Source organism: Pseudomonas sp. BNK-15, from assembly GCF_047456105.1.
Lineage (GTDB): Bacteria > Pseudomonadota > Gammaproteobacteria > Pseudomonadales > Pseudomonadaceae > Aquipseudomonas > Aquipseudomonas putida_E.
Map to the genome: position 1 here is coordinate 1,326,667 of NZ_CP179898.1, position 22,228 is coordinate 1,348,894.

Below are 22,228 nucleotides of genomic sequence, written 5' to 3' on the forward strand. Positions count from 1 at the left end.
ATGCAAGCCGTTCAGCAAGAGATTGCCCAGGCGCTCAACGTGCAGCCGCCGTTCGCAGACGCCGCTGCGCTCGAGGCCGAAGTCGCCCGGCGCGTGGCGTTCATCAAGGATTGCCTGGCCAACGCCCGCCTCAAGACCCTGGTACTGGGCATCAGCGGGGGCGTCGATTCGCTGACTGCCGCCCTGCTCGCCCAACGCGCCATCAACGAGTTGCGCGCCGAAACCAGCGACCCGGCCTACCGCTTCATTGCCGTGCGCCTGCCGTACCAGGTACAGCATGACGAGCACGACGCCCAGGCGTGCCTGGAAGTGATCAACGCCGATGAAGTGCACACCGTTGATATTGCACCTGCCGTGCGTGCGCTGGCCGCAGAGGTGCAAGCATTGAAAGACGGCTCGCCGTCACTGGTGGACTTCGTCGTGGGCAACGTCAAGGCGCGTACACGCATGGTCGCGCAGTACACCATCGCTGGCGCCCGCGCTGGCCTGGTGATCGGCACCGACCACGCCGCCGAGGCGGTGATGGGCTTCTTTACCAAGTTTGGTGACGGTGCCTGCGACCTGGCCCCGCTGAGCGGCCTGGTAAAGAACCAGGTGCGGGCCATTGCGCGCAGCTTTGGGGCGCCGGAGTCGCTGGTGGAGAAGGTGCCTACTGCGGATTTGGAAGACCTGGAACCAGGCAAGCCTGACGAGGCCTCGCATGGCGTGACCTACCAACAGATCGATGCCTTCCTGCATGGGCTGCCGGTTGAGCAGGAAGCGTTCGACATCATCGTCGCCACCTACCGCAAGACCCAACACAAGCGCGAACTGCCGTTCGCACCGTGAGACCTCTGGGGCCGCTTTGCGGCCCTTTCGCGACACAAGGCCGCTCCTACAGGACTGTAGGCGCGGCCTTGTGTCGCGAAGGAGGGCAAAGCCCTCCCCTGCTTTCAAGCTGTCATTACTTGACTACAACCTTGCCCTTCATCATCGAGATGTGGCCGGGGAAGGTGCAGAAGAAGCTGTAATCGCCACCCGCTTCCAGCTTGGAAGTGTCGAACTTCACTTCGGTTTCTTTCTCAGGTGCACCGATCATCGCGGTGTGGGCGATGATGTTGGCGTTGTCTTCCTTCAGATAGCCTTTGTCGATGCCTTGGCTCATGCCTTCAGTGGCAATGGCCTGCATGTCGGCAGTCTTGCTGATCACCAGATTGTGGCCCATCACGTTTTTCGGCAGGTTGCCGGAATGGGTCAGCTTCACGGTGAACTCTTTGCAGCTCTTGTCGACGGTGAATTCCTTGGTGGTGTAGGACATCTGGTCAGTCGAGTCGACAGTTACCGAGCACTCGGCGGCGAAGACGGAGGCGCTGGCGAGGGTCAGCAGGGATACCGCTACAGCTTTCGCAAACATCATGAATCTCCTTGGCAGGGTTTTATCAATTGCGAGACTGCCTGAAACCGTTCAGCCCCTTGCTGACATGCATCAAAGGGTGTCAAGTGGCCAGCCAGTTGAATTGTTCAATGGATTGTATACAACCAATCTAAGGGCACATCATGCCCTTTTAATGGACGATGGGACAACCTCTCATTCAGGAGCAACTGCAATGGCCCTCTCAAGTTTCATGAACAGCCTGCTCGCCGCCTACGCCCACGGGGCCAGCGGTGCGATCTGTGAATTCTCCCGCCCGGAGTGACAACTGCCTTCGAACATTAAGGCCAGGCTTGTTTGATGCGGATGGACTCAACGAGAAGTCGCGTGGTTTTCTCGGCCTTGGCGGCGAAGTGGGTCGACAAGAAGCCTGATTGACCCAGAGGCTTTTGGGACCGCTTTGCGGTCCTTTCGCGACACAAGGCCGCTCCAACATCGACCGCGCTGCCAAATGAATTGTGCTTGCGCGGACATTGCAGGAGCGGCCTTGTGTCGCGATGGGCTGCAAAGCAGCCCCAAGAATCAATCAGCGCGGAATGACAGGCTGGCGTGGCTTCTTGTTGCCTTTGCCACCACCTTTTGCCGCTTCCTTGCGCTCCTTGGCCGCCTGCTGATTGCGGGCGAACGCTTCAGCCTTGGCCTTCTCACGCTTGTCCCACGGCTTGCTGCCGTCACTGCCACGCGGCGGCAAACCGGTGTGCTGAGTGAGGATCTTCTGATCCTTGCCCACCTTGTGGCTGCCGGCCGGTGTCGAGTTCTTGCGCCGTGCACTCTGGTAGGTGTCGGTCTGCGGCTGGTGCAGCGGGATCAGCTGATGCTTGCCCGGGCCAATGAGGTCGGCACGGCCCATACGCTCCAGTGCCTCACGCAGCATCGGCCAGCCCTTCGGGTCGTGATAGCGCAGGAACGCCTTGTGCAAGCGGCGCTGCTCGTCGCTCTTGACGATCTCCACGCCTTCACTCTTGTAAGTGACCTTGCGCAGCGGGTTCTTGCCCGAGTGGTACATGGCCGTGGCCGAGGCCATGGGCGACGGGTAGAACGCCTGCACCTGGTCGGCGCGGAAGCCGTTGCCCTTGAGCCACAGGGCGAGGTTCATCATGTCTTCGTCGGTGGTGCCTGGGTGCGCAGCGATGAAGTACGGGATCAGGTACTGCTCTTTGCCCGCCTCTTTCGAGTACTTCTCGAACATGCGCTTGAAGCGGTCGTAGGAGCCGATGCCCGGCTTCATCATCTTGTCCAGCGGGCCACGCTCGGTGTGCTCCGGGGCAATCTTCAGGTAACCGCCCACGTGGTGGGTGACCAGCTCCTTGACGTACTCCGGCGATTCCACTGCCAGGTCATAGCGCAGGCCCGACGCAATCAGGATCTTCTTCACACCCGGCAGGGCGCGCGCCTTGCGATACAGCTCGATCAGCGAGCTGTGGTCGGTGTTGAGGTTTTCGCAGATGCCCGGGAACACGCACGACGGCTTGCGGCAGTGCTTCTCGATCTCCGGGCTCTTGCAGGCGATGCGGTACATGTTGGCCGTCGGCCCGCCAAGGTCGGAGACCACGCCGGTGAAGCCAGGCACCTTGTCACGCATTTCCTCGATTTCGTGCAGGATCGACTCATGGGAGCGGTTCTGGATGATCCGGCCTTCGTGCTCGGTGATCGAGCAGAAGGTACAGCCGCCGAAGCAGCCACGCATGATGTTCACCGAGAAGCGGATCATCTCGTAGGCCGGGATGCGCTCTTTGCCGTAGGCCGGGTGTGGAATACGGGCATAGGGCATGCCGAACACGTAGTCCATTTCCTCGGTGGTCATTGGAATGGGTGGCGGGTTGAACCACACATCCACTTCGCCGTGCTTCTGCACCAGCGCACGAGCGTTGCCAGGGTTGGTCTCCAGGTGCAACACACGGTTGGCGTGGGCGTAGAGCACCGGGTCGTTACGCACCTTCTCGAACGATGGCAGGCGGATCACCGACTTGTCGCGGGTCATGCGCGGGCTGTCGAGGATCTGCACGACCTTGGCTTCGTTGGGGTCTTCCTGGTCGCCCTTGGCCTGCTCGATGGCGCAGGCCTGGGTGTCCTGGGTATTGACGTACGGGTTGATGATCTTGTCGACGCGGCCAGGGCGGTCGATGCGGGTCGAGTCGATCTCGTACCAGCCCTCGGGCGTGTCACGACGCACGAATGCGGTACCGCGCACATCGGTGATGCTTTCGATGCTCTGGCCACTGGACAGGCGCTGAGCGACCTCGACGATCGCCCGCTCGGCATTGCCGTACAGCAGGATGTCGGCGCTGGCGTCGATCAGGATCGAATGGCGAACCTTGTCCTGCCAGTAGTCATAGTGGGCGATGCGGCGCAGCGATGCCTCGATGCCACCGAGCACGATCGGCACGTGCTTGTAGGCTTCCTTGCAGCGCTGGCTGTACACCAGGCTGGCGCGGTCAGGGCGCTTGCCGGCCATGCCGCCCGGGGTGTAGGCATCGTCAGAGCGGATTTTCTTGTCTGCGGTGTAGCGGTTGATCATCGAATCCATGTTGCCCGCCGCGACGCCGAAGAACAGGTTCGGCTCACCAAGCTTCATGAAGTCGTCTTTGGACTGCCAGTTCGGCTGGGCAATGATGCCCACGCGAAAGCCCTGGGCTTCCAGCAGGCGGCCGATGATGGCCATGCCGAATGACGGATGATCGACGTAGGCATCACCGGTCACGATGATGATGTCGCAGGAATCCCAGCCGAGCAGATCCATCTCCTCCCTGCTCATCGGCAGGAAAGGTGCTGGCCCGAAGCATTCGGCCCAGTACTTGGGATAGTCGTAGAGTGGTTTGGCTGCTTGCATGTCAGTGACCGGTTCTGTTGTGCAGGGAAATCGCGGGCGCGGAATATAGCACAAAATTTGACCAAATCCGACTGCCTTCGTGGGGATTGGCGAGTGGGGCGACGGTTGGGGCGGGAAGCGCCACGTGGCTGGCTTGGGTTTGTGTTGGGTCGCCAGTATTTGCCAAAAAAGGTTTTTACAGAATATTTAGCCCCTCCAACCCTCAGCAAACGCTAACTTGTTAATTGTTAGAACGTTTTCTTTGCCTCTTAAAAAATTGTAGGAATCGAACTTCAAACACCGGGAAGAAATCCTACGATAACTTTCCGCCACGAATCCCGACCAGTTCTTGAACCCGCAAAAAAACAAGTGATACAACACTCATGCGGGGAAAGCGCACTTAAAGCAACTCTGAAGGCGTACTAACCATGGGACGTCGTCGCTCTGAAATCAACACGCTGCAGATCCCTCGCGTGATGAACTCCACATTCATCGAATCCGAGATTGACTTCCTCAACCTCCTGTAAGCGATAAGCCAGAAGGGGCTACCCCTTCTGGCACTACCAAGGAGTCATAGATGATTACCGAGCGCGAGCTGAACATAGACGAAGCCTACGATCGCCTGACCAGACTGCATCAGCACTTGGGACTTAATTCAAGAACAACATTAGCAAGAACCAACAAACTGGTCGCCACCTGCCACTTGTACGACAGCGCCTACAAAGAGGTCTCTTGCGGAGCAGGAAAGGGCGAGTACTGCGAACTTGGAGCGCTTACCGAAAGTCTGGAGCATTACTTCGTCGACGATATAACTTCTACCATCATCGACAGCGACCAAATATTGAAGTCGATAGAACCATTTGACGACTGGTTGCTCAACTCACTACCGCCTGGTTGCCAGGTACCTTATCTCAGACTTCAAGGCCTGGACAGCTACGACGAAATAAAGATACCTGCAATAATAATAGCACCCTCAACCAGAAACATTGATGACATAGAAAAACGGCAGCGGGCTTTCTTTCCAAATATGCCACCAACTCTGGCACAGCTCTTGGTTGCACAGAGAACGAGGCTCTGCTACACGCCATTAATGAAGCGATCGAACGCCACGCCCTCTCGGTTTACTACCTGTCACTCTGCGGGCTGGCCTCACCGCCAGAACTCTACCGCCCCTCTACTTCATTCTTGGAAGAGACCTTCGCTCATGATGCCGAGCTTCTTCGTCACGCAAAGAAGCTGGAAATATTCTTGACCCACGATTTCTATGAGGTGCCATTTTGCATCGCTGTTTCTCCCGATAAAACAGAAGGTTCACTCAGTAGCGTAGGCTCCGGCAGTTCACTCGACCCATACACTGCAATGTATCGTGCCGTAACCGAGCACCTTCAGTGCAAACAACTTTATGGCCCAAGAGAAAAACAAGAAGACCTTTCTGCTGAAAAAATGCTTGCCCACTCAGCCCGGCTGGCTTCACTTATAAATCCCTGCCCCACGTACGCCGTGCCCACGTTTCACCCACCGCACACCGAGCTCAGCGTGCGCGGGCAAATCAAGCGCATACACATCAATCTGAAAAAACAAAATAAGGCCGTATTTTATCGCACACTTTATGAACACCCGAATCTCGCCACGGTTCTGCAGGTTTTCATACCCGGACTGGAGCGATTCCACCTGATCAGATCAGGTATTCCAGTCGCGCCGCAGAGCGCATTCAAAGGCATTAGGGAATGACATGCATATCTATCGAGGAATCATCGCCGCCTTGAGCGCGACATTGGTCCTGAAAGTCGCGACCGTCGTACCCGCCCTGATATTGGCCGACATCATTGACAACATATCCAGCTCAGCCGCGCCTACCCAGCTTCTACTCGGAGCCTACATATGCCTTATCGCATTACAAGCCTCAATGACCCCTTTGCAAGCCTGGTGTCTTGCACGGCTCTGCCAGGATCGCGTGAAACAGCTCTCCATCCGCTGGTGCCGAGCGTTGTTGGACAAACGCTTCGAGGCCTATGGACAACTCCATGGCGGAACACTGGTAAAGGTGCTGGATAGGGGAATTACGGCACAGGAGCGCTGGCTAGGCTTTCTGATTGGTTCAGCTTGGCCGGTACTAGCTGAAGCTACAGTGCTGATTACGCTCTTCGCATATCTGGGGGCTACCTCGGTATTGATCGGTCTCATCCCCTTGAGTCTGGCGTATCTATGGGCAAATGATCGACTGGTGCGCTGGCGCCGACCACATATAGAGGCAGTGAACTCGCGAGAGGATGAACTGGCGGAACAATGGGTGGATACCTTCGCGAGCGCGGCGACGGTCAAACTGGAAAAGGCGGAGCATGCGGCGATGCTCCCGGTCAACCATACACTCTCGGCCTATGCCGACTCAGCGGTGAGGGTAGCCCACAGCGGGGGCTGGGTTCAGGGCTTGCGCACTTTGTTCATTGGCCTGGGCAGTGGCGGTCTGCTCATGTGGGGCATCCAGGATCAGGCTCTGACAACACCGCAATTGAGCTTGGGCGAACTCGTTGCTCTTTTCACCTTGGTGAGTGGATTGCTGGCAGGGGTTGCGCAACTGGCTGAGGCCTGGCGACTACTAGACCAGTTCAGGCTCGACAAACAAAAACTTGAACACTGGCTCCGACTCCCGCCGTTCGGTCCGACATGCTCTGCTGAGTCGAAATCACATGACAATAACGCAGGGCTGCGCATCGCCCCGTGCCTGCTAAGCGCTCGGAACAGTGTGCAACTGCAAATCGAAGAACCATTGGTGCTGCACAAAGGAGAACGGGTCGCGCTGATAGGGTCCAGCGGGTGTGGCAAATCGACGCTTCTGCATGCGCTGGCTGGAACGGTATTCCAGTTGCGCGAGCATGTTCAATTGTACGGCAGGTGCCTGGCTGAGCTCGATGCTTGCGCGCAGTTCAGTCGCTTAAGACTCTGCCCTCAGGATGCGCACTTTCTACCCGGCCCACTGCCCCGTGCAGTACTGTTCGGGCATGATCATGATCGCGCTCAAATCGAACGATGGCTTGAGCGGCTGGGCTTGGATAAAGACTGGTACGAACTTGACCTGGATGCACGCGCAGAATCCATTTCGGGCGGCGAAGCACGAAGGCTGACGCTGCTACGCGTTCTCAATCAGCCAGGCGAATTCAATTTCTTTGACGAACCCACAGCTGGGCTCGATGCCGGATCGGCCGAGCGTTCCTGGGATCTGTTGTTCGAAGCGTTCCAAGGGAGAGGGCTGATTTGCGTGACGCATGATCAAAGCGCGCTGTCACGATTTGACCGAGTGATCACACTGAACGAGGGGCGGATAGTTAGCCAGGTGCAAGCGAAAATTGCTCAGAACCCTGAGCTAGCCGGCGCGTCGCACACCTTGCGGGACCGGCTTTAGCCCCGAACAACGGCGCAGCCGGTGCGACCCGCCGCACTGAATTCTTCACGGCTGAAGTCGCTTCGAACGGGCCTTGCAAACTCAGTGAGTTATGCGCAACTGCATGAAAGCAGATTTATTCGTCGTCGTCGAAGTTGTACATGCCCGGTGCGAGGTTCTCGAAGCGGGTGTACTTACCGATGAACGCCAGGCGGACGAAGCCGATGGGGCCGTTACGCTGCTTGCCGATGATGATTTCGGCAACGCCTTTGTGCTCGGTCTCCGGGTGGTAAACCTCATCCCGGTACACGAACATGATCACGTCGGCGTCCTGCTCGATTGCACCCGATTCACGCAAGTCGGAGTTCACCGGGCGTTTGTTCGGGCGCTGTTCCAGGGAGCGGTTGAGCTGCGAAAGGGCGATGACCGGGCAGTTGAATTCCTTGGCCAGGGCCTTTAGCGAGCGGGAAATCTCGGAAATTTCGTTGGTCCGGTTGTCACCGGCCGAGCCCGGGATCTGCATCAGCTGCAGGTAGTCGACCATGATCATGGCGATCTCGCCGTGCTCACGCGCCAGGCGGCGGGTACGCGCCCGCATCTCCGAGGGGCTGATGCCGGCGGTATCGTCGATGAACAGCTTGCGGTCGTTGAGTAAGTTGACCGCCGACGTCAGGCGCGGCCAGTCGTCATCGTCCAACTGACCGGAACGCACCTTGGTCTGGTCGATGCGGCCAAGGGACGAGAGCATACGCATGATCAGCGATTCACCTGGCATCTCGAGGGAGAACACCAACACCGCCTTGTCGGTACGCAACACGGCATTTTCCACAAGGTTCATGGCGAAGGTGGTCTTACCCATCGACGGACGGCCGGCCACGATGACCAGGTCGGCAGCCTGCAGGCCGCTGGTTTTCGCGTCCAGGTCGGTGAAGCCGGTGGAAACACCGGTGATGTCGCTGTCGGAGTTGAACAGCGTGTCGATCCGGTCGATAGCCAGGGTCAACAGTTCGTTGACGCCCACCGGGCCGCCGGTCTTGGGCCGTGCCTCGGCGATCTGGAAGATCTGCCGTTCGGCATCATCGAGGATTTCGGCGGCATTGCGCCCTTGCGGGTTGAAGGCGTTGTCGGCGATGTCGGTACTGATGCTGATCAGCTGGCGCAACGTTGCCCGCTCGCGAATGATCGCGGCGTAGGCCTTGATGTTGGCAACCGACGGGGTGTTCTTGGCAAGCTCTGCCAGGTACGCCAACCCGCCAACCTGGGTCGACAAGCCTTCCTTGTCCAGTTGCTCGTGCAGGGTGACGACGTCGAACGGCTGGTTGGCGTCGGCCAGCTTGTGCACGGCACGGAAGATCAGGCGGTGGTCATGCCGATAGAAATCGCCATCCGAAACCTGATCCAGCACCCGCTCCCAGGCGTTGTTGTCCAGCATCAGGCCACCGAGCACGGCCTGTTCGGCCTCGATGGAATGCGGCGGCACCTTGAGGGCAGCGGTTTGCAGGTCTAGCTGTTCGGGATTGGTGATCTCGTTCATGGCCACGAAAGAATTCTGGAGGATGAAAAAGACAAAGGGCACGGCCTGTTCAGAGACAGGACGTGCCCGATGTTAACCGGGCAGCCCGCGAGGAGCTACCCAGTCAGCGCAGCTTAGGCAGCTACGACGACCACACGTACGGTGGCTTCAACGTCGCTGTGCAGGTGCACGGCTACGTCGTATTCGCCAACCTGACGGATGGTGCCGTTCGGCAGACGAACTTCAGCCTTGGCCACTTCAACGCCGGAGGCGGTCAGGGCGTCAGCGATGTCGTGGGTGCCGATCGAACCGAACAGCTTGCCTTCGTCGCCAGCGGTGGCAGTGATGGTCACTTCCAGCTCGGCCAGTTGGGCAGCGCGGCTTTCAGCCGACGATTTACGGTCAGCAGCTGCTTTTTCCAGCTCGGCGCGACGCTCTTCGAACGCAGCCAGGTTGGCGGCGTTGGCAACGGTGGCCTTGCCGAATGGCAGCAGGAAGTTACGGCCGTAACCAGCCTTAACCTTAACTTTGTCGCCCAGGTTGCCCAGGTTAGCGACTTTTTCCAGCAGGATCAGTTCCATTTGGTAAAACCTCTTAACTTTTAACCTTCACCGTTCGCGGAGTCATTCCCCTCAGGGGACTTGCGACCGCGAAAATCAATCAGGCTGTCGACAATGGCCAGAACCACGAGCAACGGATAAATCAGCTGCAGTATCAGCGGCAGTGTCACGTACATGCCGACCAGCCAGAAACCGGCCAGCCGACCCTGTGCCACCAGCCCATGCATCAAGGCGATGCCGGCCAGGACGAGCACCAGGCTGGACGCGGAAGCCAGGACGATGAACTGCGGGCCGATGAACGGACCCAACACCATCGCGGCAACCAGAGCCAGCATGACTGCCCGCGGCAACTTCAGGGCGCGAAACTCGCGACCGAAGCCTCCAGGGTTGTACAACGCTGCTTGCCAATAACGCGCCAGCATCAAAGCCAGCACGCTGAACAACTGCAGCATCACCGCTGTGGAAGCGACCAGCACAGGGCCGATCAGCTCACCGGGAATGACTGGCTTGCCTTCGATTTGCGGCAACGCTTCGGAAAGCGCCTTGGCCAACACTTCGAAGGTTTCGCGCAGTACCGCGTCCAGGATGAGGCTGTAGACCAACCCCAACACAACACTGGACAACAACACCCGGCTCCAGGAATGCCCGGCACGCAACAAGGCGGCCAGCCCCAGTGTTCCCAACAGCACCAGCAAGGTGCTTGGATCACCGAAGGCCCAAATGGCCACCGCCGGCAAAAGGCCGAAAGCGATGACCGTTGAAGCGTCCTTGAACCCGCGCCGCAGCAGCACAAGGCTCCCGGCAGCGGCACTCAACCAGAACAGCAGCGGTAATACCGCACTCACGACCACCACCAAGGTGGCCTGCACACGACCGCGCATGATGAAATCAGCCAACGCTCGCATGCTTATCCCTTACTACTTATCGACGACCCGGTCTCAGCGGCCGTGGCTGTCGGTGTAGGGCAGCAGGGCCAGGAAGCGGGCGCGCTTGATAGCGGTAGCCAGCTGACGCTGATAACGAGCTTTGGTACCGGTGATACGGCTTGGAACGATTTTGCCGGTTTCGGATACGTAAGCTTTCAGGGTGTTGAGATCTTTGAAGTCGATCTCTTTCACGTCTTCAGCAGTGAAGCGGCAGAATTTACGACGACGGAAGAAACGTGCCATGTAATAGGCTCCTCAAAAGGTCCGTGGATTACTCGTCAGCGTTATCGCTGGAGTCGCTGTCATTGCTGTCGTCGCCTTCGGCGGAGTCAGCATGCTCAGGACGCTCACGACGCTCACGGCGCTCGCTGCGGTTCTCTTCGGCCTTCAGCATCTCGGACTGACCGGTTACGGCTTCGTCGCGACGGATGACGAGGTTACGGATCACGGCATCGTTGTAGCGGAAGTTGTCTTCCAGCTCGGCCAGGGCCTTGCCGGTGCACTCAACGTTCAGCATCACGTAGTGAGCCTTGTGAACATTGTTGATTGCGTAGGCCAGTTGACGACGGCCCCAGTCTTCCAGGCGGTGGATCTTGCCACCATCTTCTTCGATCAGCTTGGTGTAACGCTCAACCATGCCGCCGACTTGCTCGCTCTGGTCCGGGTGAACCAGGAAGATGATTTCGTAATGACGCATGAATGCTCCTTACGGGTTAGTAGTCTGCCAGCGTATCTGGTCAGACAAGGAGTGAATGACACTGTATGTCTTGCCATGGAGGGGAGGCACATGTGCGCCTGCCAGCTCGGCAAGGGGCGCAATTGTAGAGAAGGCGGTGCACACAAGCAAGGTGATTGGCGATTATTTGAACAGCCGGAAACACTTTACCTTGGGCGAGCCCTACCGCCAGCTCGCCGGCTTGCAGCAAAGCACCACAGCCATTGAACCTGGCGTGGTGCTTTTGGGAGCCGGCTTACCGGCGATAGGGCCGCTACAGTGTCGACAAATCAGCGCTTGGCCTGGCGCTGGCGCACTGCCTCGAACAGGCAGACGCCCGTAGCCACTGAAACGTTCAGACTGCTGACGCTGCCCGACATTGGCAACTTGACCAGGAAATCGCAGTGTTCACGGGTCAGCCGGCGCATGCCCTTGCCTTCCGCGCCCATGATCATCACCAATGGGCCGGTAAGGTCCTGCTGATAGATCTCCTGCTCGGCCTCACCGGCTGTACCCACCACCCACAGGCCACGCTGCTGAAGCTTCTCCAGGGTACGCGCCAGGTTGGTCACCGCCACCAGCGGAATCACTTCCGCTGCGCCGCAGGCCACCTTGCGCACCACCGGTGTCAGCGTCGCCGATTTATCCTTGGGCACCACCACTGCCGTAGCCCCGGCAGCATCGGCGGTGCGCAGGCAGGCGCCGAGGTTGTGCGGGTCGGTGACGCCGTCCAGCACCAGGATCAGCGGTGGCGTTTCGGTGCGCTCGAGCAACTCCTCGAGCATCAATTCGCCCCACACCTGGCTTGGGCTGACCTCGGCAACAACGCCCTGGTGCACGCCCTCGACCCAGGCATCGAGCTCACGGCGCTCGGCCTGGCCAACCTGCACACGGTTTTCTGCGGCCAGCGCCAGCAACGCCTGGATGCGTGGCTCGCTGCGCCCTTCCGACAGCCAGATCTGCTTGACCCGCTTCGGATGGTGCTGCAGCAGCGCCTGCACGGCATGCACACCGTAGATTTTTTCCAGCTGACTCATGACTTGTTCTTGCTCTTGCGTGGCGCGCCGGATTTCGGCGGGCCTTTACGGTGCTTGGTGGGCTTGCCGGAGGGCTTGCCGCCTTTGTCCGACTTGCTGCCGGCGTTGCCGCCAGTGCGCGCGTCGGTCATCAGCGCCTTCTTCATTTCGCGACTTTTGCGCACTTCAGCATTACGCTGCACGGCATCTTTCGGGAAGTAAGCCTCGGCGGTCTCGCTCTTGCGGCTGCGCGGTTTCGGTGTGGCCTTGGCCTCCACCACTGGCTGCTGCTCGGGCTTTTCTGCAGCCGGTGCGGCGCCACGGCCCTTGCGCCCTATCGGCGCAGCGAGCTGCTGATCGGACACTTCGAAGTCGATCTTGCGCTCGTCTAGGTCAACGCGCATGACCTTGACCTCGATGGTGTCGCCCAGACGGAAGCTACGCCCGGTGCGCTCACCCGACAAGCGGTGATGCACGGGGTCGAAGTGGTAGTAGTCACCCGGCAGCGCACTGACGTGCACCAGGCCTTCGACGTAGATATCGGTAAGCTCGACAAACAGCCCAAAACCGGTGACCGCAGTGATCACACCCGGGAAGGTCTCGCCCACACGGTCCTTCATGAACTCGCACTTGAGCCAGTTGACCACGTCACGGGTGGCTTCGTCGGCGCGGCGCTCGGTCATGGAGCACTGCTCGCCGAGCTGGTCGAGGGTGTTCACGTCGTACGGATAGATACGCGCTTTGGGAATGCTCATGGCGCCGGCACGCTTGACGTGCGGAGTATCGACCTTGGAACGGATGATGCTGCGGATGGCGCGGTGCACCAGCAGGTCCGGGTAACGACGGATCGGCGAGGTAAAGTGCGTGTACGCCTCGTAGTTCAAACCGAAGTGGCCGTTGTTGTCGGTGCTGTATACCGCCTGGCTCAGCGAACGCAGCATCACCGTCTGGATCAGGTGGAAGTCCGGGCGCCCGGCAATGCTTGCAAGCAGTGCCTGGTAGTCCTTGGGCGAAGGGTCCTTGCCTTTGTGCAAGCTAAGGCCCAGCTCGCCGAGGAAGGCACGCAGCTTTTCAAGGCGCTCCGGTGGCGGGCCATCGTGCACGCGGTACAGCGCCGGCACGCCATGCTTGTTGAGGAACTCGGCCGTGGCGACGTTGGCCGCCAGCATGCATTCCTCGATCAGCTTGTGGGCATCGTTGCGCACGGTCGGGCGGATTTCCGCGATCTTGCGCTCTTCACCGAAGATGATGCGGGTTTCCTGGGTTTCGAAGTCGATGGCGCCGCGGGCGTGACGGGCATCGAGCAGCACCTTGTACAGGTTGTACAGGTTCTTCAGGTCCGGCAGGACCTCCTGGTACTCCTCGCGCAGCGCCTTGCCCTCGCGGGTACGGGCATGCTCGAGCATGCTGCTGACCTTGTTGTAGGTCAGGCGGGCATGAGAATGGATCACACCTTCGTAGAACTGGTAGTCGACCATCTGGCCGGCCTTGTTCATGGTCATTTCGCAGACCATGGCCAGGCGATCGACGTGCGGGTTCAGCGAGCACAGGCCGTTGGACAGCTCCTCGGGGAGCATCGGGACAACACGCTCGGGGAAGTACACCGAGTTGCCACGCTGCTGCGCCTCGACATCCAGGGCTGAGCCCAGACGCACGTAGCTGGACACGTCAGCGATGGCCACATAGAGGCGCCAGCCACCAGAGAACAGCCGCAGCTTGCCAAGCGGCTCACAATAAACAGCGTCGTCGAAGTCGCGGGCATCTTCGCCGTCGATGGTGACGAAGGGCAAGTGGCGCAGGTCGATACGCTTTTCCTTGTCCTTCTCTTCGACATCGGAGCGGAACTTGCGCGCTTCCTTGATCACGTCCTGGGGCCAGACGTGCGGGATGTCATAGCTGCGCAGGGCAACATCGATTTCCATGCCCGGCGCCATGTAGTTGCCGATCACTTCGACCACATCGCCTTGTGGCTGGAACCGCGGGGTTGGCCAGTGGGTGATCTTGATCTCGACGAACTGGCCGATCTTGGCGCCACCGTTACGACCCGCGGTCACCAGCACTTCCTGCTGGATCTTCGGGTTGTCCGGCGTCACGTAACCGATGCCGCCTTCTTCGAAGTAGCGGCCGACCACACTTTCGTGGCCGCGGGAAATGACTTCTACCAGCACACCTTCACGGCGGCCACGGCGGTCGAGCCCCGAGACACGCGCCAAGGCACGGTCGCCATCGAATACCAGGCGCATTTGCGACGGGCTGAGGAACAGGTCGTCGCTGCCATCGTCAGGGATAAGGAAGCCGAAACCGTCGCGGTGGCCGGAGATACGGCCGCAGATCAGGTCCAGTTTGTCTACCGGGGCATAGGTGCCGCGCCGGGTATAGATAAGCTGGCCGTCACGCTCCATGGCGCGCAGACGACGGCGCAAAGCTTCGATCTGGTCTTCTTCGTAAAGACCGAACTCGGCCGCCAGCTCCTCGCGCGCGGCCGGTTCGCCACGGTCGGCAAGGCGCTGCAGGATCAGCTCACGGCTGGGGATAGGGTTGTCGTATTTTTCCGCTTCGCGAGCGGCCTCGGGATCGAGGGATTGCCAATCGGCCATCAGAAGGGGTTCACCTTGGGGTATATAGATATGAATTCTGGCATAGGCCTATTGAAACCGGAAATGTCGGGCTTGGACAGCCCCAGCAGCATGTCCGCAGTGCGGCAATAGGCGTGTGGAATCAACAAGTTGAATTTTTTGAAATTTTTTTTGATCAAGGGCTTTACAGCCCCTGGGAGCGTCCGTATAGTGCGCACCACAACGACGGACAACCCCGAAGTTGTAGTAGAGATGAACGGCGCTGTAAAGCATCTTTTTATCTCGAATGTGTGCCCAGGTGGCGGAATTGGTAGACGCGCTGGTTTCAGGTATCAGTGACCGCAAGGTCGTGGAAGTTCGAGTCTTCTCCTGGGCACCAAGTATTTCAAGTAACAGATGACCAAGGATCTGTTACTACTGTGTGAAAGCGAACGATAGTCGCCTTCATCAGACGATGTAAAGCTTTGCCCAGGTGGCGGAATTGGTAGACGCGCTGGTTTCAGGTATCAGTGACTTAACGGTCGTGGAAGTTCGAGTCTTCTCCTGGGCACCATTCAAAAAACCCACTAGCTTGCTAGTGGGTTTTTTCTTGCCTGCGATTTTTGTGTCACCCTCCCCTGCATGGCCAGCCATCCGACGATGGGCTAACCATGAATTTCTCGTCACACGGCCACTTGAGAAACGATTTCGTTTACCATTGTTTCCAAATATGTAGCCGTAAGCGAGGAAGTACCCGCATGACGATCCGTCCGCAACCGCTGATGCGCACCCTGGCCGCCGCTGTCCTTAGCCTGGTGATGGGCGCTCCGGCCGCCATGGCAGACGACCCGGTCACTCTGACCATGTACAACGGTCAACACAAGGAAATCGGCGAAGCCATCGCCAAGGCCTACGAGGCCAAGACCGGCATCCATATCAATATCCGCAAAGGCAGCAGCAATCAGCTGGCCAGCCAGATCATCGAGGAAGGCGACCGCTCGCCGGCCGACATCATCTACACCGAAGAATCGCCACCACTGAACAACCTGGGCGAACTGGGCTTGCTGGCGAAGATCGATGACGCCACGCTGAACATGCTGCCCAAGGAATACGTTGCCGCCAACGGCTCCTGGATGGGCGTGACCGCCCGCACCCGCGTGGTGGTGTTCAACCCGAAGAAGATCGACGAGAAAGACTTGCCGCAATCGGTAATGGATTTCGCCAACCCCGAGTGGGACGGCAAGGTCGGTTTCGTACCGACCAGCGGTGCATTCCAGGAACAGGCCGTGGCCATCCTCAAGATGCACGGGCGTGACGCTGCCGAAGAGTGGCTGACCGGCCTGAAAGCCTTCGGCAAGACCTACACCAACAACATGGTCGCACTCAAGGCCGTGGAAAAAGGCGAAGTCGCCGCCGTGCTGGTGAACAACTACTACTGGTACGCCCTGGAGCGCGAGCGCGGCAAGCTCGATTCGAAGCTGTATTACCTGGCCGACGGCGATGCCGGTGGCCTGGTGACCATCTCCGGCGCCGCAGCGGTCAAGGCCAGCAAGCACCCGAAAGAAGCGCAGGCCCTGCTCAACTGGATGGCCAGCGAAGAAGGTCAGCGTGTGATCACCCAGACCACCGCTGAATACCCGCTGCACAAAGGCATGGTCTCCGACCGTGGCCTGAAGCCGTTCGAAGACCTGCGCCCGCCGAAAATCTCGCCGGCCGACCTGGGCAATGCCGAGGAAGCGCTGGAGCTTGAACGCGAGGTCGGCCTGCTCTGATGACCGCCGCCCTGTCCGAGCCGGTGCCGGTACGCTTCGTACCGCGCCGCAAGCGCCCCTCCATCTGGGTGGTGCTGCCTGTACTGTTTCTGGTGGCGATGAGCTTGCTGCCATTGCTGTACGTCGCGATGAAAGCCTGGGAAGCCGGCTGGCGAGAAGCCTTGCACCTGCTCTGGCGCCCGTTCGTCTGGGGCCTGATGCGCAACACCCTGATGCTGATGGTCGGGGTGACGCTGGCGTGCATGGTGGTTGGCCTGGCGCTGGCGTGGCTGCTCGAACGCAGCAACCTGCCGGGCCGTCGGCTGTGGGGCGTAGTGCTATGCCTGCCATTCGCCGTACCTTCGTTCGTCAGCAGCTTTACCTGGGTGTCGCTGAGCTCGGACTTCGAGGGACTGGGCGGAGCTATCCTGGTCATGGCCCTGTCCAAGTACCCGCTGATATTCCTGCCGGTGGCCGCCACCCTGCGCAACCTCGACACTTCGCTTGAGGAGTCGGCGCGTACGCTGGGCTGCAGCCGCTGGGGCGTTTTCACCAAGGTCACCCTGCCGCTGCTGTGGCCGTCGATGCTCGGCGGCGCATTGCTGATCGCCCTGCACATGCTGGTAGAGTTCGGCGCGTTGTCGATCCTGGGCCTGCAGACCTTCACCACGGCGATCTACCAACAGTTCGAGCTGGAGTTCAGCAACGCCAACGCCGCCATGCTCTCGGCGGTACTGCTGGCACTGTGCCTGGTGATGCTCTGGCTGGAACTGAAGGTGCGCGGCAAGGCCCGCCACGTACGCATCGGCCAGGGCGTGGCACGCCGCGCGCAGCCGGTACGCCTGGGTAGCTGGGCGCCGCTGGCGCAACTGTTCTGCCTGGGCCTGGCGATACTGGGCAGCGGTATTCCACTGGCCATGCTCGGTTACTGGCTGAGCGTGGGGTCTTCGGCGGCGTTCCCGGTGGCGGAGATTTCTAAGGCGCTGCTGACCTCCCTGTCGGTGTCACTGGGCGGCGCCGGCTTCTGCGTGCTGCTGGCGTTGCCGGTAAGCTTCCTGGTGGTGCGCTACAAAGGCCGCCTGGCGATCTGGGCCGAGCGTCTGCCGTACCTGCTGCATGCCCTGCCCGGCCTGGTGATCGCCCTGACGCTGGTAGTGTTTTCCCTGCACTACGTGCCGGCGCTGTACCAGACCACTGCATTGCTGCTGCTGGCCTATGCGCTGTTGTTCTTGCCTTTGGCGCAGGCCCCTGTGCGCACCGCGTTGAACAAGGCATCGCCAACCCTGGAAGAAGCGGCCCGCACCCTGGGTGCCAGCAGTTTCGCGGCGTTCTGCCGGGTGACCTTGCCGATCATCTTCCCGGCATTGGCGGCCGCCTTCGCACTGGTGTTCCTCGATGCCATGAAGGAGCTGACTGCCACCCTGCTGCTCAGCCCGACGGGCATGACCACCTTGGCCACCGAGGTCTGGGCGCATACCGCCAACGTCGAGTTCGCAGCGGCGGCGCCTTATGCGGCGTTGTTGATTGTGGTTTCGGGGTTGCCGGTGTATCTGCTGACTACGCGGATGTATTTGAACAAGGCGTGAGAACCTGTCCAGGCTGCCGAACAGCCTGGACCGTCACTAGGCGCTGTACACACAAAAAGGCTATCACCAATATCAGGGGCAAACGCTTGCCGCGGCCTGCACAAGTCACTTCCTGGACATGATCCGCAAGACCCGCAGAAACAGATTGATAATGTCTAGATAAAGCGAGGCGGCGCTGTCGATTGCATTATCCACGGTACGCTCGATTTGGTTCGCACGCCCCCAATCCACCCCAATATAACCACAGAAGATAGCTGCAACGATCCAATCCATTGCCGCCAGGTGGGTGCCGAACAACAGGGCTTGCCCCAACTCGACGACAATAGTAATTACCAAGGCAATGAACAGTGACGCTTCGATACGCTTGAAGAAGCCGGGAAACACCGTACCCAGCAGCATCATGCCCACGGTCAGCAAAGCGGTCGTTTGCGCTGCCTGCACGATGTTTTCATGCGAATAGTCCGGGAGGACGACGACAAGCAGCAAGCTGATCGGAAGCACGATCAGGTTATATCCAAGAAAGCTGTACAGCGGTTTTTCAGATTTGAAGATGATGGCGACACCCGTCATCGCCGTGATCATGTAACCCACCAAAAACAGCATCATGGGTATGGCCCGAACGATCTCAGCTGGCACCGTGGCCACCAGATACCAGTTGACGGCAAAGCCCCACAGCAGTACTGCGCCGAGGATGAGATTGTAGGTGTTGGCAGAAATCTGATGATTGGTTCCGACTCGGTTGAAAGTTTCGTTTTCCAGCATGCTCGCTGTGCTCCTGGATACTGCCTCTATAAATTTCAATCAGAATGACGTAGTTTGAACGCCCCATGACCACCGAGCTGCTAATTGCAGACACCCGCGACACGCACCATCCCGCCAACATTCGCCGCCATCTAATTAATACTCACTCATACAGACAAAAATTAAAAATGAGATGATCATAAGATTCCACAGCACAACCAATAGACACCGCATCGCCACCGGAAAACTATCTACCTCTCTTGAATCAACCAGCCCTCTATACACGAATATCTTTGGCATAGTCAGCAATATTGAGACCGTACAAATCCGCATGACACGCCCAATCAAGCCCGCCCGCGAATATAGGTTTTTATTCCCCATCACAAAACTAGAGCTGGAAAGCATGGATTCTATGAGCTCTAGATGACGATACGACAAATACACCAACACCAAGAGCGATAGGACCGCCAAAACAAAACACCCCAACACAACCAGATCCACTACACTAATTGTCATGGGTTTAGACTACGATAAAGTACGTCACCAAAATATTCTCCGCCTTGTCCACCTTTCTCCCCACCAATCTTGCCACCTACAGTCCCGCCCAATACAGCACACGCTAATGCACCACTGCCTCCAGTAGGAATACCCAACACCGCCGCGCACACCGCTGTAGCGATAGCACCTCCAACCGCTCCCCCAACGGTGCTGCCGCCAACGCTACCTATCAAAGCGCCCCCTTCGACATACCTGGCTCGCGTGCACTCATCTTCTCGCCCAAAGGTGCATGCTTTATGGATACTCAACCCTGTTGCAGCCACATCGAGTCCGATGCCGATATAAGTGCCCTTCTTTATGAGATTTGCAGCCTTAGAAACTCCAGCGAGCTTTTCCGCATACCCAACAATTTCACCGGAGTGCAGATAACTCTTCGTGGAAATCCCTAGCGTTCTTTTAGTTGTACCTTTTTTACGCAAGCCCGAGCCGTACGCCGCCAGCCTATCCAGTTGCTCTTCCAACCTGATGAACAAACCCATCCGCTTGGCATAAAATTCATCACGTGCTTTGATTGTGCCACTCCCCAAGTAATCACGATGAAGCTGCTCGATCTGCCCGAGCGTTCCCTTGATTGCGTCAAGGTGCCTGCTCCAACCATCACTTACTGCTCCTGCCCCCATCGACGCATGGGCTAGAAAACTTTGCAACATCTCGTAGTTATCCAACAAAAAGTCATCGACCCCAGCACCATTGACCTCGAGTTGATGATGGATCCCTTCTGCCTGCGACATTAAAAATGCTTCATGACTTGTACAGGAGGGCGTGCTTGGATCGCCTACAATAATCAGTTCTCCACCCACCACCACACTATCGACGATATGTGCATTCAACACATCAAATTTGGCCCGCTGATTGGCCGACATCGGCGTATCGGCCTTCAGCGACTCATATGACTGCGCATTTGAATTGATGAAGCTGCGTGCCTCGGACATGGTCGCACCTCACGCATACTTTTTGTTGTTGATACGGTCCCATCCACCCGTCACGTTTCCACCGGCACTGCCGTCGAGGCGCTTCTGCCGCGTGTAGGTGGTTTTGATCCGCCCGTAGTTGAGCTGTACGACCTCCATCGGCACACCGGAACTGGCGCTCTGGGCGTAGTCAGCGATGATCACTTCTTCGAGCACGACTTCGTAGTACTTGAGCTTGTCGGTACCGGCGCGACACACCACCAGCTTCACTTCCTTCAGGTGCTGGCCCGCACAACTGGCTTCAAGAAGCTTGCAGCTGGCACTGTCCAGAGGTATTTGGTGAAGGTGAAATTGGTGAGGGGTGGTGCGCCCTGAAGATGCGCCACCCGCAGAACTTGCGGTGGCAGACGTGCTTTGGCTGGCACCGAATTTGTAGCCGACGATTTCGATCCAGTTGGCGTATTGCTGGTCCAGCGCTTCGCCAGTGATTTCCGCGATGTGGATATAGGCGTCGAAAGCCATGTGTACCTCTCCCTGGTAACGATTGGTCTGAAAACGACGGTGCTCGGACAGCGTCGATCTGACGTTGTTCCTCAAGAGGCGAAGCAGGGCATGCCGCCAGGCTTGAGGCCCAGTTGACACTAGCCGTACCTAACTGCAGACGCAATAGAACGCAGACGTTGGAGGTCAAATTAGGAAATAGCCTACAAATTTGACGATAAAGGCGCTTGATCGGGCTGAACGATGTTCAGTGGTTGATGAGAGGAACGTATCAGGGGGCGCAGGTGCTCGCCTCGACATCTCCAGCGTTTATGAAACCTAGCGCCGCGCGGGCGGCGCTCGGTCCCAAAGGCGCACAAAAAAACCAAAGGCGAACAACCCGAGCCCACCTCGACTCAAGCCCTGAACTGCCCCAGGCTCGCCCGCAGCTGCGCCGCCAAGTCATCCAGCACCTTGCTGCTTGCTGTGGTCTGCATCACCACTTCTGCCGAACGCTCTGCCTGGGCATGAATATTCTCAACCCGTCCACGCACCGCCTGGGCGCCATGTGCCTGCTGTTCTGCCGCCCGAGTCGCCAGGCCGATCGCCGCATGCACCTGCTCCACCGCCGCCTGCACCGACTGCTGCCGGCGCTCGTTATCGCGCAGCACTCGCAGGCCTTCGCTGGCCTTCAAGCCGGCCTGGCCGATGGTTGTCACGGCCTCCTTGGCGCCCTTCTGCAGCGCCGCGATATGCGCCTGGATGTCGCCGGTAGAGCTTTGCGTCTTGCTCGCCAATGCCCTCACCTCATCGGCCACCACGGCAAACCCGCGCCCGGTCTCACCGGCTCTTGCGGCTTCAATGGCTGCGTTGAGCGCCAGCAGGTTGGTCTGCTCGGCGATACCGTGGATCACGGTCAGCACCACTTCGATCTGCTCGCTCTGCTTGGCCAGCCGTTCGATCACCTGCGAGCCGGTTTCGACCTGGCCAGCCAGGTTCTCGATCATGCCGGCCAGTTGCGTCGAAGCACGGCTGTTCTCATCGGTCGCCTGGCGGATGTCGACCACCTGCTGCAGCGCCGCCTGCATGGCCTGGCTTTCCGCCTGAGCCTCATCAGCCATGCTCGACAGGTCGCGCAGGCTGGCGGCCACTTCGTCGCGTTGCAGCGCTGCGGCAGCATCGGCGCCTGCATTGCGCTGCGTCATGCTGCCGATCTCGATACCAGTACGCTGTGCCACTTCGCCCGCCTCGCGGACAATCGGCTGCAACTTGTCGACGAAGCGATTGACCGCCGAGGCCATGTCGCCAATCTCATCG

18 protein-coding genes and 2 tRNA genes are annotated in these 22,228 nt (G+C 58.9%); 7 read left to right on the forward strand and 13 right to left on the reverse strand.

Annotated features, from left to right (window positions below; all coding sequences use genetic code 11):
• On the forward strand, positions 1 to 828 hold the full coding sequence (gene nadE, locus ACMGF5_RS05990; protein WP_115273772.1) for an ammonia-dependent NAD(+) synthetase: 828 nt from the start codon (positions 1 to 3) through the stop codon (positions 826 to 828).
• A 115-nt stretch (positions 829 to 943) separates the two neighbouring features.
• Here nadE and azu read toward each other — a convergent pair whose 3' ends face one another.
• Complete coding sequence (azu, locus tag ACMGF5_RS05995; protein WP_042111778.1) at positions 944 to 1,393, reverse strand: azurin; 450 nt, start codon at positions 1,391 to 1,393, stop codon at positions 944 to 946.
• 544 nt (positions 1,394 to 1,937) lie between these two features.
• On the reverse strand, positions 1,938 to 4,241 hold the full coding sequence (locus tag ACMGF5_RS06000) for a YgiQ family radical SAM protein (RefSeq protein WP_042111780.1): 2,304 nt from the start codon (positions 4,239 to 4,241) through the stop codon (positions 1,938 to 1,940).
• A 1,065-nt stretch (positions 4,242 to 5,306) separates the two neighbouring features.
• Here ACMGF5_RS06000 and ACMGF5_RS06005 point away from each other — a divergent pair.
• Together ACMGF5_RS06005 and ACMGF5_RS06010 are read left to right on the forward strand one after the other, a co-directional pair.
• On the forward strand, positions 5,307 to 5,951 hold the full coding sequence (locus ACMGF5_RS06005) for a YcaO-like family protein (protein ID WP_414157847.1): 645 nt from the start codon (positions 5,307 to 5,309) through the stop codon (positions 5,949 to 5,951).
• Position 5,952: 1 nt separating this feature from the next.
• Complete coding sequence (locus tag ACMGF5_RS06010; protein ID WP_414157650.1) at positions 5,953 to 7,620, forward strand: ATP-binding cassette domain-containing protein; 1,668 nt, start codon at positions 5,953 to 5,955, stop codon at positions 7,618 to 7,620.
• Positions 7,621 to 7,735: 115 nt separating this feature from the next.
• Here ACMGF5_RS06010 and dnaB read toward each other — a convergent pair whose 3' ends face one another.
• From dnaB to rnr, 7 genes are all read right to left on the reverse strand, one after another.
• Positions 7,736 to 9,133, reverse strand: a complete 1,398-nt coding sequence (gene dnaB, locus ACMGF5_RS06015; protein WP_046787808.1) for a replicative DNA helicase — start codon at positions 9,131 to 9,133, stop codon at positions 7,736 to 7,738.
• A 113-nt stretch (positions 9,134 to 9,246) separates the two neighbouring features.
• The gene (rplI, locus tag ACMGF5_RS06020; RefSeq protein ID WP_012316464.1) at positions 9,247 to 9,693 is read right to left on the reverse strand and encodes a 50S ribosomal protein L9; all 447 of its coding nucleotides are present in this window, start codon (positions 9,691 to 9,693) and stop codon (positions 9,247 to 9,249) included.
• 20 nt (positions 9,694 to 9,713) lie between these two features.
• A complete protein-coding gene (locus ACMGF5_RS06025) occupies positions 9,714 to 10,577 on the reverse strand; it encodes a hypothetical protein (protein WP_046787807.1) in 864 nt (287 codons plus the stop codon).
• Between the two features lie 33 nt (positions 10,578 to 10,610).
• Entirely contained in the window at positions 10,611 to 10,841 is a 231-nt protein-coding gene (gene rpsR / locus ACMGF5_RS06030) for a 30S ribosomal protein S18 (RefSeq protein WP_003249563.1), read from the reverse strand.
• A 28-nt stretch (positions 10,842 to 10,869) separates the two neighbouring features.
• Positions 10,870 to 11,295: a 30S ribosomal protein S6 gene (gene rpsF / locus ACMGF5_RS06035; protein ID WP_003249557.1), complete on the reverse strand. Its 426-nt coding sequence runs from the start codon at positions 11,293 to 11,295 to the stop codon at positions 10,870 to 10,872.
• A 308-nt stretch (positions 11,296 to 11,603) separates the two neighbouring features.
• Positions 11,604 to 12,350 carry a 23S rRNA (guanosine(2251)-2'-O)-methyltransferase RlmB gene (gene rlmB, locus ACMGF5_RS06040; RefSeq protein WP_012316466.1) on the reverse strand — a complete coding sequence of 249 codons (747 nt, stop codon included), beginning with the start codon at positions 12,348 to 12,350 and terminating at the stop codon, positions 11,604 to 11,606.
• Positions 12,347 to 14,926: a ribonuclease R gene (rnr, locus tag ACMGF5_RS06045; protein WP_414157651.1), complete on the reverse strand. Its 2,580-nt coding sequence runs from the start codon at positions 14,924 to 14,926 to the stop codon at positions 12,347 to 12,349. Before rnr ends, rlmB begins: the two co-directional genes overlap by 4 nt.
• 271 nt (positions 14,927 to 15,197) lie before the next feature.
• Between rnr and ACMGF5_RS06050 the strand changes: the two genes are divergently transcribed.
• The 4 genes from ACMGF5_RS06050 (at position 15,198) to ACMGF5_RS06065 (ending at position 18,221) form a co-directional block, all read left to right on the forward strand.
• Positions 15,198 to 15,284: transfer RNA gene (locus ACMGF5_RS06050), tRNA-Leu, on the forward strand.
• Positions 15,285 to 15,371: 87 nt separating this feature from the next.
• A tRNA-Leu gene (locus ACMGF5_RS06055) sits at positions 15,372 to 15,458 on the forward strand.
• Between the two features lie 184 nt (positions 15,459 to 15,642).
• Positions 15,643 to 16,656: an extracellular solute-binding protein gene (locus tag ACMGF5_RS06060; protein WP_012316468.1), complete on the forward strand. Its 1,014-nt coding sequence runs from the start codon at positions 15,643 to 15,645 to the stop codon at positions 16,654 to 16,656.
• Complete coding sequence (locus ACMGF5_RS06065) at positions 16,656 to 18,221, forward strand: ABC transporter permease (RefSeq protein ID WP_115273766.1); 1,566 nt, start codon at positions 16,656 to 16,658, stop codon at positions 18,219 to 18,221. The genes ACMGF5_RS06060 and ACMGF5_RS06065 overlap by 1 nt, the downstream gene beginning before the upstream one ends.
• Positions 18,222 to 18,326: 105 nt before the next feature.
• Here the strand turns inward: ACMGF5_RS06065 and ACMGF5_RS06070 are convergent, their stop codons facing one another.
• The 4 genes from ACMGF5_RS06070 to ACMGF5_RS06085 all read right to left on the reverse strand — a co-directional run bounded on the left by ACMGF5_RS06070 (position 18,327) and on the right by ACMGF5_RS06085 (position 22,212).
• Positions 18,327 to 18,983, reverse strand: coding sequence for a Bax inhibitor-1 family protein (locus tag ACMGF5_RS06070; protein WP_281870265.1), 657 nt, complete (start codon positions 18,981 to 18,983; stop codon positions 18,327 to 18,329).
• A gap of 491 nt (positions 18,984 to 19,474) precedes the next feature.
• Positions 19,475 to 20,452 (reverse strand): hypothetical protein, encoded by a 978-nt coding sequence (locus ACMGF5_RS06075; RefSeq protein WP_414157652.1) that lies wholly within the window; start codon positions 20,450 to 20,452, stop codon positions 19,475 to 19,477.
• A gap of 9 nt (positions 20,453 to 20,461) precedes the next feature.
• Positions 20,462 to 20,953, reverse strand: coding sequence for an Hcp family type VI secretion system effector (locus ACMGF5_RS06080; RefSeq protein WP_414157653.1), 492 nt, complete (start codon positions 20,951 to 20,953; stop codon positions 20,462 to 20,464).
• A gap of 374 nt (positions 20,954 to 21,327) precedes the next feature.
• Positions 21,328 to 22,212: a methyl-accepting chemotaxis protein gene (locus tag ACMGF5_RS06085; protein ID WP_371926677.1), complete on the reverse strand. Its 885-nt coding sequence runs from the start codon at positions 22,210 to 22,212 to the stop codon at positions 21,328 to 21,330.
• Positions 22,213 to 22,228: the final 16 nt, after the last annotated feature.

Coding starts and splice junctions, on each gene's coding strand:
- azu (WP_042111778.1), bottom strand. CDS start 1,393: ATGTTTGCGAAAGCTGTAGCGGTATCCCTGCTGACCCTCGCCAGCGCC.
- ACMGF5_RS06075 (WP_414157652.1), bottom strand. CDS start 20,452: ATGTCCGAGGCACGCAGCTTCATCAATTCAAATGCGCAGTCATATGAG.
- ACMGF5_RS06010 (WP_414157650.1), top strand. CDS start 5,953: ATGCATATCTATCGAGGAATCATCGCCGCCTTGAGCGCGACATTGGTC.
- rpsF (WP_003249557.1), bottom strand. CDS start 11,295: ATGCGTCATTACGAAATCATCTTCCTGGTTCACCCGGACCAGAGCGAG.
- rnr (WP_414157651.1), bottom strand. CDS start 14,926: ATGGCCGATTGGCAATCCCTCGATCCCGAGGCCGCTCGCGAAGCGGAA.
- dnaB (WP_046787808.1), bottom strand. CDS start 9,133: ATGAACGAGATCACCAATCCCGAACAGCTAGACCTGCAAACCGCTGCC.
- rlmB (WP_012316466.1), bottom strand. CDS start 12,350: ATGAGTCAGCTGGAAAAAATCTACGGTGTGCATGCCGTGCAGGCGCTG.
- nadE (WP_115273772.1), top strand. CDS start 1: ATGCAAGCCGTTCAGCAAGAGATTGCCCAGGCGCTCAACGTGCAGCCG.
- rplI (WP_012316464.1), bottom strand. CDS start 9,693: ATGGAACTGATCCTGCTGGAAAAAGTCGCTAACCTGGGCAACCTGGGC.
- ACMGF5_RS06025 (WP_046787807.1), bottom strand. CDS start 10,577: ATGCGAGCGTTGGCTGATTTCATCATGCGCGGTCGTGTGCAGGCCACC.
- ACMGF5_RS06000 (WP_042111780.1), bottom strand. CDS start 4,241: ATGCAAGCAGCCAAACCACTCTACGACTATCCCAAGTACTGGGCCGAA.
- ACMGF5_RS06060 (WP_012316468.1), top strand. CDS start 15,643: ATGACGATCCGTCCGCAACCGCTGATGCGCACCCTGGCCGCCGCTGTC.
- ACMGF5_RS06070 (WP_281870265.1), bottom strand. CDS start 18,983: ATGCTGGAAAACGAAACTTTCAACCGAGTCGGAACCAATCATCAGATT.
- ACMGF5_RS06085 (WP_371926677.1), bottom strand. CDS start 22,212: ATGGCCTCGGCGGTCAATCGCTTCGTCGACAAGTTGCAGCCGATTGTC.
- ACMGF5_RS06080 (WP_414157653.1), bottom strand. CDS start 20,953: ATGGCTTTCGACGCCTATATCCACATCGCGGAAATCACTGGCGAAGCG.
- ACMGF5_RS06065 (WP_115273766.1), top strand. CDS start 16,656: ATGACCGCCGCCCTGTCCGAGCCGGTGCCGGTACGCTTCGTACCGCGC.
- rpsR (WP_003249563.1), bottom strand. CDS start 10,841: ATGGCACGTTTCTTCCGTCGTCGTAAATTCTGCCGCTTCACTGCTGAA.